This is a genomic window from Luminiphilus syltensis NOR5-1B (assembly GCF_000158175.1).
GTDB lineage: Bacteria > Pseudomonadota > Gammaproteobacteria > Pseudomonadales > Halieaceae > Luminiphilus > Luminiphilus syltensis.
Genome location: NZ_DS999411.1, coordinates 2395081 through 2411554 on the forward strand (window position 1 = coordinate 2395081; position 16474 = coordinate 2411554).

The following is a 16474-nucleotide window of genomic DNA, read 5'->3' on the forward strand; positions in this document are numbered from 1 at the left end:
GCAGGGCTCGAACCTGCAACCGCCAGCCTAGAAGGCAGTTTTTAGACTCTTCATCATCAACAGGGTTTAGTGAAAACCGGTCCACCCCACTGTAACTGGGGAGAGCCAGTTTTTACTCCGCATAGACGCTTGTTCTGCCATGTTTGCGGATAATTTGGCACCCCGAGCAGGATTCGAACCTGCAACCGCCGCCTTAGAAGGGCGATGCTCTATCCAGTTGAGCTATCGGGGCGTGGCGCGGATTCTAGCCTATTGGGATTAAGTGGTCATCATCCTGCAATTTTTTTTGGGTCATTGAAGAATCTCGCGGCGGGGTAGGGCATGAGCGACGTAACCGAAAATGACGGCCAGTGAACTACCGTCTTAACCGAAGACCTGTGGGAAGTATTGGATGCCCTAGACGTTGTACTGGAGGTGTAATTCTTCCAACGAACCAGAACAGTCATTCGTAGGAAATTCTTTTACGTTGAATCAAATGAATTTTTTATGCGCAAATCCAGATATAGCGACGGCCAGATCCTGGCGATCCGTTACACCGAAAGCCTCGCTTTGAACCGTCTGTCGGGTCGCAAGGGGGCTCCTACGATAATGCGATGGCTGAAAGCGTGATCGGCCTTTTCAAAACTGAAGTGATTAGCCGGAAAGGGCTTTGGCACATTATGAGCCACTGAGTGAGCCCGGTGTGCATCCTGACTTGAACAAAACGGTCTCCAATAGACCCGGTGCGATTCAACTCTGCGATTTTGCTGAAGCCCGCGCAGAGGCCAGGAGCGTTAAAGAAAAAGGAGTTCGCGCTGACGACCGGCCATCGATGTGAGCGCAACCCTTGCTTCCAACTGCCTTCCATGTAATCTGCTCACCAGTTACGAGCATTGACAGGACATCAACAAATGCCTCACCGATTACTCAGCCTTGCACCGTTTTTTCTTTTCTTCGTTTTCCTGACCACCGCAACCGTAACCCAGGCCAAGGTCTTCATCACTATCGAAGAAGTCGGTGACAACGTTGTAGTCACTGCAGTCGGTTCCGCTCTCTTTACGGATTTAGCGCTGTCCTCCCAGTCAGATTTAGATCCTAACCTGTTCCATCAAGATGATAGCGGAGTCGTTTCGGGGGCAATCATAGTGGGCAACAGTGCCCTTGACGCGTCCGAGTACCGCATCCCTGCAGTTCCCGCCAATTTCTACATTGCCGGCGACCTGTTTCCCTCTCTGGCGGCTGATTCTGCGACGGGGGGAGCGGTTGGCTTACAGGTGGGGGGATCTGAAGCCATTCTCTTTCTACCCCCTGACTACGGCGGCGCTTTCGACGAACCCAACCCCATTAATTCGAGCGCTACTTTCAATAATCAGACCATCGCCTCGCTCAGTCTACGCCCGGGTACTTATACGTGGGAATGGGGCAACGCCAACCCGGATTCCCTGACGCTTTTCATTGTTGACCCTTCCGCAGAAACCAGTGAACTCAACGTCACCTATGAGCAGGTCGGTAATGACGTGGTCGCCACCGCGACGGGGTCGGCTGACATCACAGAGCTCACGTTGTTAGACCCCACCCTCTACACCCTCGCCAGTTCAGCAAACGGAATGTTCTGGAGAGGCTCCATCGCTAACGGTAGGCTCTTCGAAAGCGTTACCGGGCCGTGTGTTGGAGACTGCACCCAATACGGCATTCCGCCGACCGCGAATCGACCGCGTAGTGCGAACTTTTTTACCCCCGGAGACTCATCCTCAGGTGGAGGAGGCGCTGGCGTCACAGAATCCGACAGAGCAACTTCCACCGGGCGGGGAGCGCAACTAATCCTGCCCAGCGGCTACAGCTCGGGTGACCCAATTAGCGCTTCCAGCACCTTCAGCGACGAGTCCCTCCTTGTTAATCTCCAGGCGGTTCCCGGTGAATACATCTGGAAATGGGGAGGAAGCAACCCGGGTCGATTGACGATTACCATCGTTGACCCCAATGCAGATGATGATGGCGACGGCACGCCCAACGGTAACGATACTTTTCCAGATAATCCCACAGAGGACACCGATAGTGACAACGATGGCATCGGTGATAACGGTGATGCCGGTGGGACTGGCATTGGCTTGAGCGTGGTCGACGCGTCGCTGGGATGCCAAATCAACAGCGTCGCATCCAGCGCTCCCGATACTACCAATGCGCCCGGCCCAGTCGCACCGCTTCAGCTTGCGTTTACTATCGAAGGATGTGGAAGCCCCGTCGAAGTTATCGCTCAGTTCGGCGACCCACTGCCCGATGGCAGCGTCGCGTACAAGGTTTCCGCGGGTGGCGTTTGGTCGGAAATCCCCGGTGCCGTCCTTTCAGGAAATTCCGTACGCTACACCGTCACCGACGGTGGGCCTCTGGATTCTGACGGCATTGCCAATGGCACGATTGTTGATCCGGTTGCAACAGCGGTACCCCTTCCAGATGATGATGGTGACGGCACGCCCAACGATAGTGATGCTTTTCCAGATGATCCCACAGAGGACACCGATAGTGACAACGATGGCATCGGTGATAACGGTGATGCCGGTGGGACTCGCGTTGGCTTGAGCGTGGTCGGCGCGTCGCCGGGATGCCAAATTAACAGCGTCGCATCCAGCGCTCCCGATACTACCAATGCACCCGGCCCAGCCGGACCGCTCCAGCTTGCGTTCACTATCGAGGGGTGTGGAAGCCCGGTCGAAGTTATCGCGCAGTTCGGCGACCCACTGCCCGATGGCAGCGTCGCGTACAAGGTTTCCGCCGGTGGCGTTTGGTCGGAAATCCCCGGTGCCGTCGTTTCAGGAAATTCCGTGCGCTACACCGTCACCGACGGTGGGCCTCTGGATTCTGACGGCGTTGCCAATGGCACGATTGTTGATCCGGTTGCAACAGCGGTGCCTTCAGCTACTAACCCCACTACCCCCGGCGCCCCAGCAAGACCCGTTCCTGCTTTGGGCGGCTTTGGTCTGCTGCTGTTGGGTGGGCTAATTGCAGGGTTGGGCCTGCTGATCAGGCGCAAGCGCTAATCCGGGTTAGTGGGCTGGGCGATCAGCCCCATTATTTCCGGGTTGTGAGAAGACCGTGTGGAAACGATCGGTCTGGCATTGGCCCGCAGTTTTGGTGTCATTTAGCCGCCCTGAGCAGGTGCGTGACAATCCCTTAAAGCTGTGCGCCGCTTGCGTCTTTCCCGGTATTTCGACACACTACGCGCCCTCTGCTTTTGCAGGGCGCAATGGTGGTCCGGATGGTCCCCTCGCAGCGATAGGTAGTGAACCCCGCCAGGCCCGGAAGGGAGCAACGGTAATTACCGACTCGGGTGCCGGGGTGTGGCTGTCCGGGCTACCTCCATTTAAAGGCCGTGCCGCCAAGGCCAGCCAGGACACCGGTAAGCGAATGGGGTATCAGGTTCTCGCCCGTAAGTGGCGGCCCGGCAATTTCCAGGAGATGGTCGGTCAGCAGCATGTGCTGCGCGCTCTGGTGAACGCGCTTGATAACGACCGCCTGCACCACGCCTACCTGTTTACCGGCACCCGGGGTGTTGGCAAGACCACCGTCGCCCGGATTCTCGCCAAATGCCTTAACTGTGATCAGGGCGTCAGTTCCACACCCTGTGGAACCTGCGATTCCTGCCTGGAGATTGCAGAAGGACGCAGCGTTGATTTGCTGGAGGTCGATGCGGCCTCGAGAACCAAGGTGGAGGACACCCGCGAGCTGCTCGAGAACGTGCTCTATGCACCGACCCGTTCTCGTTTCAAGATTTACCTCATTGACGAAGTGCATATGCTTTCGGGCCACAGTTTTAATGCATTGCTTAAGACCCTCGAAGAGCCACCGCCCCATGCCAAATTCCTCTTGGCGACCACCGATCCGCAGAAACTTCCGGCGACCGTGCTGTCGCGCTGCCTGCAGTTCAATCTGAAAAATATGGTTCCCGAGGAGATTGTTGCCCATCTGGGCAAGGTGCTCGAGGAAGAGTCGGTCGCCTTTGATAACGGTTCACTCGCCTTATTGGCACGCGCCGCCGAAGGGTCAATGCGTGATGCCTTGAGTCTCACGGATCAGGCCATTGGATTCGGCGATGGCGGCCTCGCCGAGAGCGATGTGCGCGCCATGCTCGGCACTGTTGATCGCGCTCGCGTGCTCGATGTCCTCGATGCCATTCTCGACAACGACCCAAAGACATTGCTCGCAGTTATTGAACAAATCGCCAGTCATGCGCCGGATTACGTGGCTACTCTAGATGACCTTGCTTCAGTACTACACCAGGTGACGATTGCCCAGTGGGTGCCCGATGCCGCCGACCCCACCGCGAGCCAGTCGGAGCGGATTGCGAAAGTGGCGGCCAGCACCACCGTTGATGAAGTGCAGCTCTTTTATCAGTTTGCCGCTGCCGGGCGGCCGGAGGTGCAGCGCTCGCCGGATCCTCGGGCGGCGCTGGAGATGGTGCTGCTGCGGATGATCGCGTTTCGGCCCGCTGAGGTGATCAGCGACGCCCACGAGGTGCCGCCGCCAAAAAAGACTGAGCCACCGGTGCCGCCGGTGGACTCCGTGGGGGCGGGTGCCATCGAGACCTCGGGTTCGGCGCCATCGCTGACTCACGAAGAACTTCGTCCCCCAGTCCGTTTGGCCCCCCGGGTTGTCGCGGATCAGCCTGAGAAGGCTGACGCGATACCGGCACCGATCGACCCCGTGGTGGATGCGCCGACATCGAATCCACAGCCCGGACCAGCAGAGTCAGAGCCCTTAGAGCCCCCCAGGGTGGCCGCTGATTTGCCCGCACCGGCCGAGTGGCCCGCTTTTTTTGACGATCTGGCGCTGAGAGGCATCGCTGAAAACATTGCCATGCATTGCGAGCTGAGATCCGTCAGCGGCCGTACACTCTCCTTTGTCCTCGATCAGAGTAATGCCGGACTGTTCAACGAGCGCCATGTCGCGGCTATCGAAGAGCAGTTTAATGCCCACCTGCAACCGCCGGTGACCATTGAGGTTGAGGTGGGTGTGGTTGGGGCGGCGACGCCCGCGGCGCGACGGGCGGAGCTCGAGGCCGCCCGGCAGAAGGCGGCGGAAGACGCTCTCGCAGAAGATCCGGTGCTCACGACTTTTCTCGCTGATTTTGATGCCGAGGTAATAGTCGGTAGCATTGAGCCACCAAAAACAGGCTGACGATTGAAATGAAAATTAATGATTTGATGAAGCAGGCCCAGCAGATGCAGCAGGGGTTGGCAGCCGCCCAGGAGGCCGTGAAACAGATTGAGGTAGAGGGGCAGGCCGGTGCTGGTCTTGTGACAGTGCGCATGACCGGTGCGCTATCGGTGGTGCGAGTGACGGTGGATCCCAGCGTGCTCAACGAGGACCGAGAGGTGCTTGAGGACCTGCTTGCGGCGGCGGTTAATGATGCGGTACAGCGGGCCCAGGCCGCGTCGCAGGAGAAAATGGCCGAGGCCGCGGGCGGAATTAACCTCCCTGCCGGCTTCAAGATGCCTTTTTAAGTGATTGAAAATAAATGAAATTAAGCCCTTCTATTGAGGCGTTGATTGAGGCATTGCGGTGTCTCCCGGGTGTTGGACCCAAGTCGGCGCAACGCATGACCCTGACGCTGCTTGAGCGCGATCGGGAGGGTGCTGCCCTCCTGGCGCAGGCGTTGACTACCGCACTGGAGCGGGTCGGGCGATGCCAGCGTTGCCGCAACTTTACCGAATTGCCGGTGTGCGAGATTTGCGCCGATCCGCGTCGTGATCAGGCGTTGTTGTGTGTGGTGGAAACCCCCGCTGATGTTATGGCGATCGAGCACAGTGGCAGTTACCGCGGCGTCTTTTTTGTACTGATGGGACACCTGTCACCGATCGACGGCATTGGTCCCGAGGAGATAGGTCTGACTGAGCTTGCGAGCCGATTCCACGAGGGCGATTTGGCGGAGGTTATTCTCGCCACCAACCCCACTGTGGAGGGCGAGACTACGGCGTATTACATTGCTCAACAAGCCCGCTCCGCCGGAGTGACCATCAGCAAGATCGCCCACGGTGTTCCGCTGGGCGGCGAACTGGAGTTTACCGATGCCACCACGCTTGCCCATGCGCTAAGCGGTCGGACGCGGGTGGCAGAGCAATGAGCTGGGAATGGGTTGACTCCGACCGTGGCCTGGCTGAGGTCGTAGCGCAGGTGATCGATGGCGATTTTGTGGCGATCGATACGGAATTCAGACGCCGGGATACTTTCTGGCCAGAAGTCGCGCTGGTGCAGATAGCCACCGCCGACCAGGTCTGGTTGATTGACCCATTGCCGCTGACCGACACAGGGCCGTTGGCGGAACTTTTGCAGAAGTCCACGCTGACCAAGGTGTTACACAGCGCCGGGGAAGACCTTGAGGTGTTTCAGGCCTGGCTCGGTGTTCTGCCGTCGCCCTTGTTCGATACCCAGAAAGCGGCGGCGCTACTGGGATACGGGTTTGGCTTGTCCTACGCCAAATTGGTGGAAGCGGTGTGTCAGGTCAGTCTCGATAAGGATGAGACCAACTCAGACTGGCTGGTCAGGCCGTTAACGTCCGCCCAGTGTCGCTACGCCGCCCAGGACGTCACGTATCTCGTTGATGTGTATTCGCGATTGTTGGGTGATGCGGGAACGCAGGGACGCCTCGAGTGGATTCTGGAAGAGGGCGAAGGGGTGTCGGTGGGTGGCCGCGGCCCTCTGGCCAAATTCAGAAACGCGTGGAAATTGCAGCCGGAGGCGCTCGCCGTGCTGTACGGGCTCCTGGACTGGCGCGAACAGCAGGCCAGGGAGCGGGATAGGCCCCGCAACTGGATTCTTCACGATAAAGTCATCAACGAGATCGTCCGTGCCCTGCCCGAGCGCCTTGATCAATTGGCCGGGCTCGAGGGGATGTCAGAGGGCGTGGTGCGACGCCAGGGTAAAGCTTTACTCGCACTCATAGCCGCCGCGCGTCGCGATGCGTCGTCGAAGCCCCCCGAGCCGGTTGCCCAGCCCTTATCCGGCACGCAAAAGCGAATGGCCAAGGTGCTTGCCCAGGCCATCGAAAATCGCGCCAGTGAGCTGCGACTAAGCCCGGAGATTCTCTTCCCCAAACGGGATGCCGAATTGCTCGCCAGGGAGTTGTGCGGTGACTCGATCGAGGTGCCGAGCCACTGGCAGGGATGGCGTGATGGCGCCATCGTAAAACCGCTTCGATTTATCAGTGAAGCCGTTAAAAATCAAGAAGGTGCGAAATGAAGCTCGTTCAGGTTCTAAAGTCAGCGAAGCGCACCGACACCTATATTTATGTCGCACAGGGGCATGATCTGGAGACGCTGCCTGAGGCATTGACGGCGGGTCTGGGCGAGCTATCTCCTGTGTTGTCGATGCGCCTGACCCCGGATCGTACCCTGGCGCGGTTCTCCGGCGCCCAGGTGCTCGCAGCGATCGAGGAGCAGGGCTTTTTTCTGCAGATACCGCCTCCGCTGGAGGACGACGAACGATGCTGACCGCGCAGTCGTATGTGGTAGCAATGGTCATTTATGTGCTGGCGGGCACGGGCTGTCTGTTGTTGCTGCGCTTCTGGCTACTGTCCAACTGGCCCGCCACGCCGCGTCGCTTCCTGCTCCTGGTGTTGGCGGCGTTGGCCCTGGTGCCTGCCTATCCCAGCGAGGACGCGACCACTCTGGCCCCGGCCTCGATTGTGGCTGTGTTTAATCTGCTCTTTGCAGGCGGCTGGGACGCGGCCTCGGTGCCTTTCCTGACACTGGCGCTCGGTGTGATAGCGGCGCTCGTGTTGGGGCTGATCTATCACCTGGTCTGGGGGCGACGGTCCTCGATCGAAGAATAACCGGGGCTTTCTCGGCACTAAACGGCACACATCGAACAACGCTTAATGAAACGGACGAAGAGATCATCATGAAATTTGAAGGAACTGAACGCTACGTAGCGACCGACGATTTGCGCATGGCGGTGAATGCCGCGGTCACGCTGCAGCGGCCCCTGCTCATCAAGGGTGAACCCGGGACCGGGAAGACCATGCTGGCCGAGGAGATCGCGGCGGGACTGGGCAAGCCCCTTATCCAGTGGCATATCAAGTCCACCACAAAGGCCCAGCAGGGTTTGTATGAGTACGACGCGGTGTCCCGGCTGCGTGACTCCCAGCTGGGGGATGATCGGGTACAGGATATTGGGCACTACATAAAACAGGGAAAACTGTGGGAGGCCTTCGAGTCTGAAGAGCAGGCGGTGCTGCTTATCGATGAGATCGATAAAGCCGATATCGAATTCCCCAATGATTTGCTCGTCGAGCTCGATCGCATGGAGTTTTATGTTTACGAAACCGGGCGAGTGGTACGCGCTCGGCATCGACCGATTATTGTGATTACTTCGAATAATGAGAAAGAGCTTCCTGACGCGTTTCTGCGTCGCTGTTTTTTCCACTTCATTAACTTCCCCGATAAAGCGACCATGCGCGCGATTATCGACGTGCACCATCCCGGAATCTCGCAAAACCTGGTGGCCGAAGCGATGGAGACCTTCTTCGATTTGCGCGAGATACCGGGGCTCAAGAAAAAGCCATCGACCTCCGAGTTGATCGACTGGCTCAAGCTTTTACTAGCCGACGACATCCCCGATGAAGTATTGAAAAACCGCGATCAGTCGAAGGCCATTCCGCCGTTGTACGGCGCGTTATTGAAAAATGAGCAGGACGTTCAGTTGCTCGAGCGCCTGGCCTTCATGCACCGCCGGGAAAACCGCTGAGGCCCTCTCATGCTGGTTAATTTTTTTCAGGGGCTGAAAGATGCAGGGGTTCCGGTAACCCCGCGGGAGTTGCTCGACCTTCTCAAGGCGATGGAAGCCAGGCTCGCGTTTGCCGATATGGATGATTTCTACTTCTTGTCCCGGACGGTTCTGGTAAAGGATGAAAAGTACTTTGATCGCTTCGATCGCGCCTTCGGACTTCATTTTCGGGATCTTGAGGGGCTCGATGACATCATCGAGGCGATGATCCCGGAAGATTGGTTGCGCAGTGAGTTTATGAAGCAACTCTCGCAGGAAGAGCGCGACAAAATTGAATCCCTCGGCGGCCTCGAAAAGCTCATAGAAGAGTTCAAGAAACGACTTGATGAGCAGAAGAAGCGCCACCAGGGCGGCAACAAGTGGATCGGAACCGGGGGCACCTCGCCGTTTGGTCAGGAGGGGTATCACCCGGAGGGGATTCGCGTTGGGCCCAATGGTAAAAACCAGCGCGCGGTAAAGGTATGGGATCGTCGGGACTTCCGTAATCTCGATGACAGCGTTGAGCTCGGTACCCGAAATATCAAGGTCGCCATGCGTCGACTGCGAAAGTTTGCCCGCACTGGCGCCGCCGATGAGCTCGACCTGGATGACACCATCTCTTCGACCGCCCGAAATGCCGGCTATCTCGATATCAAAATGGTACCCGAGCGGCACAATGCGGTTAAGGTGCTGCTATTTCTCGACGTGGGTGGCTCGATGGACCCCCATGTGCGAGTTTGCGAGGAGCTGTTTTCAGCCGCGAGGAGCGAGTTCAAGCATCTCGAGCATTTTTATTTTCACAACTTTCTCTACGAGAGTGTGTGGCGGAATAATGTCCGGCGACATGCCCAGCGGACACCGCTGCTCGATGTGATGCACAAATACGGGCACGATTACAAAGTGGTTATCGTCGGCGATGCCTCCATGTCCCCCTACGAGATTGTTCAGCCGGGCGGTTCGGTGGAGCACTGGAATGACGAACCCGGACAGGTGTGGCTGCAGCGCCTCCGAAACACCTACGAGAAATGTATCTGGATCAACCCGACCCATCAGGAAGACTGGCAATACACCCAGTCGATAGGCATCACACGACAACTGATGGAAGATCAGATGTATCCGTTGACGCTGGATGGTCTGGAGCAGGGCATGTCATTTCTCTCGAAATGACCCAGGACAAAGCAAGCCCGGCAGACGCTGGACGGACAGATCATGTCCCTTAGTCGGTTTGGTGGATCATCATCACGGGGCGATCTGCGCGGCGTAGCCGATCAGCGCCGCGGTTACAGCCACATTCAGTGATTCGACACCGCCAGCCATTGGAATGGACAAGCTTCGCGTAGCGAGCGAACGGGTGGCGTCAGAGACACCATGGGTCTCCCCACCGAGAACGTAGACCGCGGCGCGGGAGGGTCGATCTCCGAACAAGGAGTCGGGTGCGGCGCCGTCGAGGGCGACAATGTCGAGACCATTTTCCAGACATTGCCGCAGGGCGGGGGCAAGCGTCTCGCAGCTGATGATCGGTGCTTTGAAGAGTGTCCCCGCACTAGCCTTGATGACCAGAGGACCCAGGCTGGCAACACCCTTGCGCGGATACAGAATGCCGCCAATCCCGGAGGCGACGGCCGAGCGAATAATCATGCCGACATTCTGTGGATTGGTCACCCCATCGAGAGCGAGCACCCGGGTAGCGCTGTCGATAGGTGCCGACAGAAACTGCTCGATGGACATGAAGCTTGGGCAGCGAATATCGAGGGCCACTCCCTGATCCTGCTTCTTATTTTTGGACAGTCGACCGAGTGCTTCTCGGGTATGTTCTCGGATCAGGATGTCGCGGGACTTTGCGTAGTCAACAATCTCCTTCAAAATACCGGCACTACGGTTACTCGATGCCAGATGCAGGGTCCGGCAGTCCAGCGATGCGTCCATCAGCGCTTCCAACACGGGCTTTCTGCCGTACAGTACCAGTAATTTTTCAAAGTGGTCTGGCTTCACGAGTGCATCACGGGATCAAAGGCGCGGCGCGACGTGGTTCGGCAGATCGAAGCGTTGTCGAAGGAGAAAACACTATGCTGCGGCTTTACACCACTCCAGGTTGTCACTTGTGCGAGCATGCCGAGGCTATTTTGGACGCCGAGGCGATTCCATTTACACCGGTGGATATTGCCGAGGATCCCGAGTTGATTGAGCGCTATGGGGTGCGTATTCCGGTCGTTGCGGATGACGCGGGGAATGAGTTGGGCTGGCCATTCGATGCCACGGCGCTGCGCCGGTTTCATGGGTAGGCGGCCGTCCCGCCAGTTCCCGGGAGGGTCAGTCAGTCGGGCCGTTTTACGCGTATCGCCAGAACATCACAGGCCGCTCCGTGTAAAACCCCGTCTGCGGTGGAGCCGAGCAACACGGCCAAGCCAAAGCGTGCATGACTTCCTACGACAATCAAATCGGCCTCGAGGGCCTTGGCGGTCTCGGGAATCTCATTTTCGGGTCGGCCGACGACAAGGTGTCGCTGGGCTTCGGTAATACCGAGTTCGGCGCAGAATCGATCCAGCTGCTCATCGGCCTGCTGATAGATTTCGTCCTGTATCGATGAGAAATCCATAGGTATATCGCCGCCATAGGTGATACTCAGTGGCTCTACGGCATGGAGCACATGCAGCTGCGCACCGTAGGTGGTCGCCATGGCGCTGGCTTTGCGCACAACGTCCGCTGACGTTTCACCGAGATCGACTGCGACCAGAATGGTTTTGTAGGACATGGTTAGGCATTCCCTGGTTTTTCCGGTAGCTTAGCGCCGACTTGGCGCGGATGCCATGCTTTCAGTCGATAATGCCGGGGGATTGGCGTGGTCTACATTATTGTATTTCTTGCCCTGGGGGTCATTATTGGCCCGCTGCTATCGGCGATGCCCTCGAAGCGACAACGCTACCTCGCAGCGCAGCGCGATGTGGCGCGATCCCACGAGCTCACCGTTACCTTGCGACCGCCCCCGTCGGTACCTCCCCGGTTCGGCGTGATGCCAACGGAACTTGTGGGGTATCAGCGGCGCTTCCCCGAGGCGATGGACACGGTTGCGGAGCCCCGGGTTTTTATAAAAGGCGAACAGGGTTGGCAGTGTCGGGAAGTTGACCTGCGTATCCCGGAGGGTTTGGAGGACTTACCTCCCGGCGCCCAAATAGTGTCGCTAAGTCCCGAACAGATAACGATTTTTTGGGATGAAAAGGGCGATGCAGAAGCCGTGGAAAGCATTGCTGGTTTTATTGATCGCTTGCAGACGGCGGGGTAAGTGCGTTACTGCTTAAATAGGCGAACGCGTTCGGCTGCGGCTTGACCCGGACCAAACTCGGGCTATATAACTGCGCTCCCTCGCCATCGGCGGGCGCTAGAAAAACGACGGTATCTGGATAAGCCAGAGCCGTGTTGCCACTGTTTCGGAGTTAATAACAGCCATTATGGGCAAATCACTGGTCATTGTTGAATCACCCGCCAAAGCGAAGACGATTAATAAGTACCTTGGCTCCGACTTCATTGTGAAGTCCAGTGTGGGCCATATTCGGGACCTGCCGACATCCGGTGGTGGGGCAACCAGCGATCCCAAGGAGCGCGCTGCGCAGGCCGCGATCACCCGTAAAATGGCGCCGGAGGAAAAGCAGAAGTACCAGGCCAGGAAAAAGCGCGATCAGCTGGTTCGTCGCATGGGTGTTGACCCGGACGATGACTGGAGTGCGCGCTATGAGGTGTTGCCGGGTAAGGAAAAGGTCGTCAATGAGCTCAAGAAGCTCGCCAAATCCAGCGATGCCATCTACCTCGCGACTGACCTGGACAGGGAGGGTGAGGCGATTGCCTGGCATTTGCAGGAGGCGATCGGGGGCGATATCAGCCGCTATCAGCGCGTGGTTTTCAATGAGATCACGAAGAAGGCCATCCAGGCCGCCTTTGAGCACCCCGGGCAGTTGGATACCAATCGCGTCAATGCGCAGCAGGCGCGCCGTTTTCTTGACCGCGTGGTGGGCTTTGAGGTCTCTCCGTTACTCTGGGCAAAAATTGCCCGCGGTCTCTCTGCGGGCAGGGTCCAGTCGGTCGCCGTGCGCCTGGTGGTCGAACGCGAGCGCGAGATCCGGGCGTTTGTTCCCGAGGAGTACTGGGAGGTACACGCTCATCTGCTGCGCGAGAAGAGCGATCCCATTGCCTTTGAAGTAAAGCGTTACCAGGGCAAAAAGTTTGCTCCCAAAGAGGAAGCCGAGGCCATGGCCGCGGTGGCGAGCCTGAGGGACGCCGACTACAAAGTCAGTGCCCTGGAGGCTCGAAAAACCAGCTCCAAGCCGCCGGCGCCCTTTATTACCTCGACCCTGCAGCAGGCGGCGAGTACTCGGCTCGGCTTTAGCGTGAAAAAGACGATGACCATGGCCCAGCGGCTTTACGAAGCCGGCTACATCACTTACATGCGTACGGACTCCACCAATCTGAGCGCCGATGCGATCGCCAGTTGCAGGGATTACATCAAGGGCAAATTCCCCGCGGCCTATCTTCCCGAGTCCCCCATCCGTTATTCCGCGAAGGAGGGCGCGCAGGAGGCCCACGAGGCGATTCGTCCCTCGGAGGTTGGCGTACTGCAGGGTCAGCTCAAAGGGATGGAGCGGGATGCCGAGCGGCTTTATGAGCTTATCTGGCGTCAGTTTGTGGCCTGTCAAATGACGCCGGCGAGGTACCAGTCGACGACGGTCACTGTTGCCGCAGCGGATTACGAATTGACAGCCCGGGGCCGCATCGTCGAATTCGATGGTTATACCCGTGTCCAGTCCCCGATGGCGAAAAAGGGAGATGACGCCGTGCTGCCGCCTTTTGCCGAGGGCGATGTACTGGGATTGAAATCGCTGGATCCAAAGCAGCACTTTACCAAGCCACCCGCGCGTTTCGGTGAGGCGAGCCTGGTGAAAGAGCTTGAAAAGAAGGGGATTGGCCGGCCTTCAACGTATGCGTCGATTATATCGACCATACAGGACCGCGGCTATGTCAGGCTGGAGAACAAGCGTTTCTATGCGGAGAAGATGGGCGATATCGTGACCCAGCGACTGCAGCAATCCTTCAGCGACCTGCTGGATTATGGTTTTACCGCAGAGATGGAAGCGCAACTCGACCGTGTTGCCGACGGTGAGCTGAGCTGGAAACAGTTACTCGATCGTTTTTACGCGGATTTCCGCAGCAAACTCGAAGGCGCTGCCCAGCCTGAGCCGGGTGGTATGCAGGCTAATGATCCGACACCTACGGGAATTGCCTGCGAAAAGTGCGGGCGCTCGATGCAGATTCGAACCGCCAGTACCGGTGTTTTTCTCGGCTGCTCGGGGTATGCGCTGCCGCCCAAGGAGCGCTGCAAGCACACGGTCAACCTGATCCCCGGCGATGAGGTGGTGAGCGCTGATGCCGATGACGAGGCGGAGTCTCGTTTGCTGTTAACCAAGCACCGCTGTCCAAAGTGCAATGCCGCCATGGACAGCTACCTGATCGACGAAGAGCGCAAACTCCACGTCTGCGGTAATAACCCCGACTGCCCGGGTTACGAGGTCGAGACCGGTCGATTCAAGATCAAGGGCTACGACGGGCCTATTATCGAGTGCGACAAATGTGGCGCCGAAATGCAGTTGAAGACGGGTCGTTTTGGCAAATACTTTGGCTGCACCGCAGAGGAGTGCAAGAACACCCGCAAGCTGCTGCGCAATGGAGAAGTGGCCCCGCCGAAGATGGACCCGGTTCCCATGCCCGAGCTCGAGTGCGCCAAGGTGGACGATACCTATGTGTTGCGTGACGGTGCCTCGGGCATGTTTCTCGCCGCGAGTAAGTTCCCGAAGAATCGGGAAACGCGTCCGCCCTATGTTGACGAAATTCTCCCGCACAGGGGTGAGATTGACCCCAAGTACACCTTTCTTTTTGACGCTCCGGTGAAAGATGATGCGGGGAACCGAAGCCAGATTCGCTATAGCAGAAAGACCAAAGAGCAGTATGTCATGACCGAGGTTGACGGCAAGGCGACGGGGTGGAAGGCCTTCTTCAACGACGGTCGCTGGATCCCGGAAGGGTCGGCGAAAGCCAAGCCGAAGAAGAAAGCGGCCAAGGCCAAAGCGAAGAAAAAGTCTGCCAAGAAAAGCGCCGCCAAACCATCTGTGGACCAGGCAGACCCGGCGGTCGCCGCGGACGCAACCGATAGCTGAGCCGTGAGTTCCGCCCGAGGCCTGGCCAACCACTCGCTGTACATGGCGTCGTTACTGCTTGACGCGTGGGAGGGTGCACCCGAGCACCTGATGGCGGGCAGCTCCGCCATCGACGCGGCTTACGCCCCGGCGGTCCGGCTTCACCTTCTCGATGCTTATGGCTGGTTTCTGCTCGCGGTACAGCGCATATCGCCGTTGCCCGGCACGCCGCCACAGGGGGTCGATCAATTACCCGATCGCGCCGCCGGTATTGGCCGGCCGGGTGAAATAGAGGAATATCGCCGCCTCGAGCGCGAGGGCTGGCTGTCGCGTTTGTGCGCGCCCTTGCCCGCCGGCATGCCTGCTCGACGCAGGCCCGGGAGTCTTGCGGTGTCTAATGATTATCTCGACATCGCTGCCTGTCGCGAGTGCAAGGACCACTTCGAAGCCTTGTTTGCCCGCATGAGCGATTCATTGGATGAATATTGAGCGAACGCGATAGCAGGCGTTGGCGCGGGGTAGTCCAGACTGTTACAGTGACTGCACGTTCTGAAAAGAGAGGTAATGCAGTGGCTACTTCCCTGTTGGAAATTGTTGATCTTGGCGACGGTGAAATCGTCCTGCAGCGTGCCGACGACGATAGTGCCCCTCTGCTCACCATCCATTTTTCAGATGAAGCCAACGCCCACCTGATGGAGAACTACCTTGAGGTGGCAAAAGCCATGATTCAGGCCGGTATTCAGACCGCAGCGCAACTCTCAGAGGTCGCGGGCGTCGAGATGGACGGGAATGAAGACGAGGCGACTTCTAGCGCCGACCGAACGCTTCACTGACACTGATCAGTGGCGTCTCAGTACGCCAACGCTGATGCCCTCAATAGCAAAAGATTGTGTCGTCAGGTTGACGACGATGGGTTGGTAAAGGCTGTTTTCGGGCAGCAGCGTAACAATCTGCTTTGACGTGCGCTTGAAGCGTTTTACCGTGACTTCATCATCAATACGCGCCACCACGATCTGATTATCCGCGGCCACCGGTGTGCTGTGGACCGCCAGTAAATCCCCGTCGTAAATACCCACGTCAACCATGCTGTCGCCCTGCACGTTGAGCAGGTAATCAGCGGAAGGGGAGAAGAACGAACCCGGCAATTCGCAGTGCTCCTCCACATGCTCCTGCGCCAGTACAGGCTCACCTGCAGCAACGCGACCGACGATCGGAATACCCTTTTGCCCGGTCAGACGAATGCCTCGGGAGGTGCCGGGAATCATTTCAATGGCTCCTTTTTTGGCCAGCGCCTTGAGGTGTTCCTCGGCCGCATTGGCAGATTTAAACCCCATAATCTGAGCAATATCGGCACGCGTGGGCGGGAACCCCGTGTCTTCGATGTTACTGCGAATAATGTCGAGCACCTGTTGCTGTCGCTGGGTCAGTTTCACGATGAGCCATTCTCCTGAAGCGTTTGACGAGGCCGCTGGTTTTCTATACAGCTGTTATTTTATACAGCAATGGCCGCCGGTGCCAGCCTTTTTGGGCTGCGGATACGAACTGAGCTATTCTTGCCG

17 protein-coding genes, 1 tRNA gene, 1 other RNA gene and 1 pseudogene are annotated in these 16474 nt (G+C 58.0%); 16 read left to right on the forward strand and 4 right to left on the reverse strand.

All coding sequences use genetic code 11. The features are described from left to right. Positions 1 to 155: 155 nt before the first annotated feature. Positions 156 to 232, reverse strand: a tRNA-Arg gene (locus NOR51B_RS10790). 281 nt (positions 233 to 513) lie between these two features. Here NOR51B_RS10790 and NOR51B_RS15410 point away from each other — a divergent pair. From NOR51B_RS15410 to NOR51B_RS10835, 11 genes and pseudogenes are all read left to right on the forward strand, one after another. Continuing rightward, positions 514 to 653, forward strand: a pseudogene (locus tag NOR51B_RS15410) (IS3 family transposase); the annotation flags it as partial. Between the two features lie 237 nt (positions 654 to 890). Further along, positions 891 to 3014, forward strand: coding sequence for a choice-of-anchor U domain-containing protein (locus NOR51B_RS10795; protein ID WP_009021512.1), 2124 nt, complete (start codon positions 891 to 893; stop codon positions 3012 to 3014). Positions 3015 to 3230: 216 nt separating this feature from the next. Next, positions 3231 to 3327, forward strand: an RNA gene (gene ffs, locus NOR51B_RS15260) — signal recognition particle sRNA small type. A gap of 54 nt (positions 3328 to 3381) precedes the next feature. Further along, the gene (gene dnaX, locus NOR51B_RS10800) at positions 3382 to 5151 is read left to right on the forward strand and encodes a DNA polymerase III subunit gamma/tau (RefSeq protein ID WP_040482561.1); all 1770 of its coding nucleotides are present in this window, start codon (positions 3382 to 3384) and stop codon (positions 5149 to 5151) included. Between the two features lie 8 nt (positions 5152 to 5159). Next, positions 5160 to 5477: a YbaB/EbfC family nucleoid-associated protein gene (locus tag NOR51B_RS10805; RefSeq protein ID WP_009019949.1), complete on the forward strand. Its 318-nt coding sequence runs from the start codon at positions 5160 to 5162 to the stop codon at positions 5475 to 5477. Positions 5478 to 5491: 14 nt separating this feature from the next. After that, positions 5492 to 6097: a recombination mediator RecR gene (gene recR / locus NOR51B_RS10810; protein WP_009021336.1), complete on the forward strand. Its 606-nt coding sequence runs from the start codon at positions 5492 to 5494 to the stop codon at positions 6095 to 6097. Further along, entirely contained in the window at positions 6094 to 7212 is a 1119-nt protein-coding gene (gene rnd, locus NOR51B_RS10815) for a ribonuclease D (protein WP_009020147.1), read from the forward strand. Before recR ends, rnd begins: the two co-directional genes overlap by 4 nt. Next, complete coding sequence (locus NOR51B_RS10820) at positions 7209 to 7463, forward strand: YcgL domain-containing protein (RefSeq protein WP_009019804.1); 255 nt, start codon at positions 7209 to 7211, stop codon at positions 7461 to 7463. Before rnd ends, NOR51B_RS10820 begins: the two co-directional genes overlap by 4 nt. Positions 7464 to 7486: 23 nt before the next feature. Beyond that, a complete protein-coding gene (locus NOR51B_RS10825) occupies positions 7487 to 7804 on the forward strand; it encodes a hypothetical protein (RefSeq protein ID WP_009019329.1) in 318 nt (105 codons plus the stop codon). Between the two features lie 68 nt (positions 7805 to 7872). Beyond that, positions 7873 to 8718: an AAA family ATPase gene (locus tag NOR51B_RS10830; RefSeq protein WP_009021106.1), complete on the forward strand. Its 846-nt coding sequence runs from the start codon at positions 7873 to 7875 to the stop codon at positions 8716 to 8718. Positions 8719 to 8727: 9 nt separating this feature from the next. Then, entirely contained in the window at positions 8728 to 9903 is a 1176-nt protein-coding gene (locus NOR51B_RS10835) for a vWA domain-containing protein (protein ID WP_009020164.1), read from the forward strand. A gap of 72 nt (positions 9904 to 9975) precedes the next feature. Here NOR51B_RS10835 and NOR51B_RS10840 read toward each other — a convergent pair whose 3' ends face one another. Then, positions 9976 to 10728, reverse strand: a complete 753-nt coding sequence (locus tag NOR51B_RS10840) for a TrmH family RNA methyltransferase (protein ID WP_009020943.1) — start codon at positions 10726 to 10728, stop codon at positions 9976 to 9978. A gap of 74 nt (positions 10729 to 10802) precedes the next feature. On the opposite strand from NOR51B_RS10840, the gene NOR51B_RS10845 reads away from it, so the two are divergent. Beyond that, positions 10803 to 11018 (forward strand): glutaredoxin family protein, encoded by a 216-nt coding sequence (locus tag NOR51B_RS10845; protein WP_040482034.1) that lies wholly within the window; start codon positions 10803 to 10805, stop codon positions 11016 to 11018. Positions 11019 to 11050: 32 nt separating this feature from the next. Here the strand turns inward: NOR51B_RS10845 and NOR51B_RS10850 are convergent, their stop codons facing one another. Next, positions 11051 to 11488, reverse strand: a complete 438-nt coding sequence (locus NOR51B_RS10850; protein ID WP_009019713.1) for a universal stress protein — start codon at positions 11486 to 11488, stop codon at positions 11051 to 11053. An 87-nt stretch (positions 11489 to 11575) separates the two neighbouring features. Here NOR51B_RS10850 and NOR51B_RS10855 point away from each other — a divergent pair, with 87 nt between their 5' ends. The 4 genes from NOR51B_RS10855 (at position 11576) to NOR51B_RS10870 (ending at position 15748) form a co-directional block, all read left to right on the forward strand. Next, positions 11576 to 12016, forward strand: coding sequence for a hypothetical protein (locus NOR51B_RS10855; protein ID WP_009019699.1), 441 nt, complete (start codon positions 11576 to 11578; stop codon positions 12014 to 12016). Positions 12017 to 12182: 166 nt separating this feature from the next. Continuing rightward, the gene (topA, locus tag NOR51B_RS10860) at positions 12183 to 14936 is read left to right on the forward strand and encodes a type I DNA topoisomerase (protein ID WP_009021608.1); all 2754 of its coding nucleotides are present in this window, start codon (positions 12183 to 12185) and stop codon (positions 14934 to 14936) included. Positions 14937 to 14939: 3 nt separating this feature from the next. After that, complete coding sequence (locus tag NOR51B_RS15030) at positions 14940 to 15404, forward strand: hypothetical protein (protein WP_050759467.1); 465 nt, start codon at positions 14940 to 14942, stop codon at positions 15402 to 15404. Positions 15405 to 15484: 80 nt separating this feature from the next. After that, positions 15485 to 15748, forward strand: a complete 264-nt coding sequence (locus NOR51B_RS10870) for a hypothetical protein (RefSeq protein WP_040482035.1) — start codon at positions 15485 to 15487, stop codon at positions 15746 to 15748. 6 nt (positions 15749 to 15754) lie between these two features. Here NOR51B_RS10870 and lexA read toward each other — a convergent pair whose 3' ends face one another. Next, a complete protein-coding gene (lexA, locus tag NOR51B_RS10875) occupies positions 15755 to 16351 on the reverse strand; it encodes a transcriptional repressor LexA (protein WP_040482036.1) in 597 nt (198 codons plus the stop codon). Positions 16352 to 16474 lie beyond the last annotated feature (123 nt).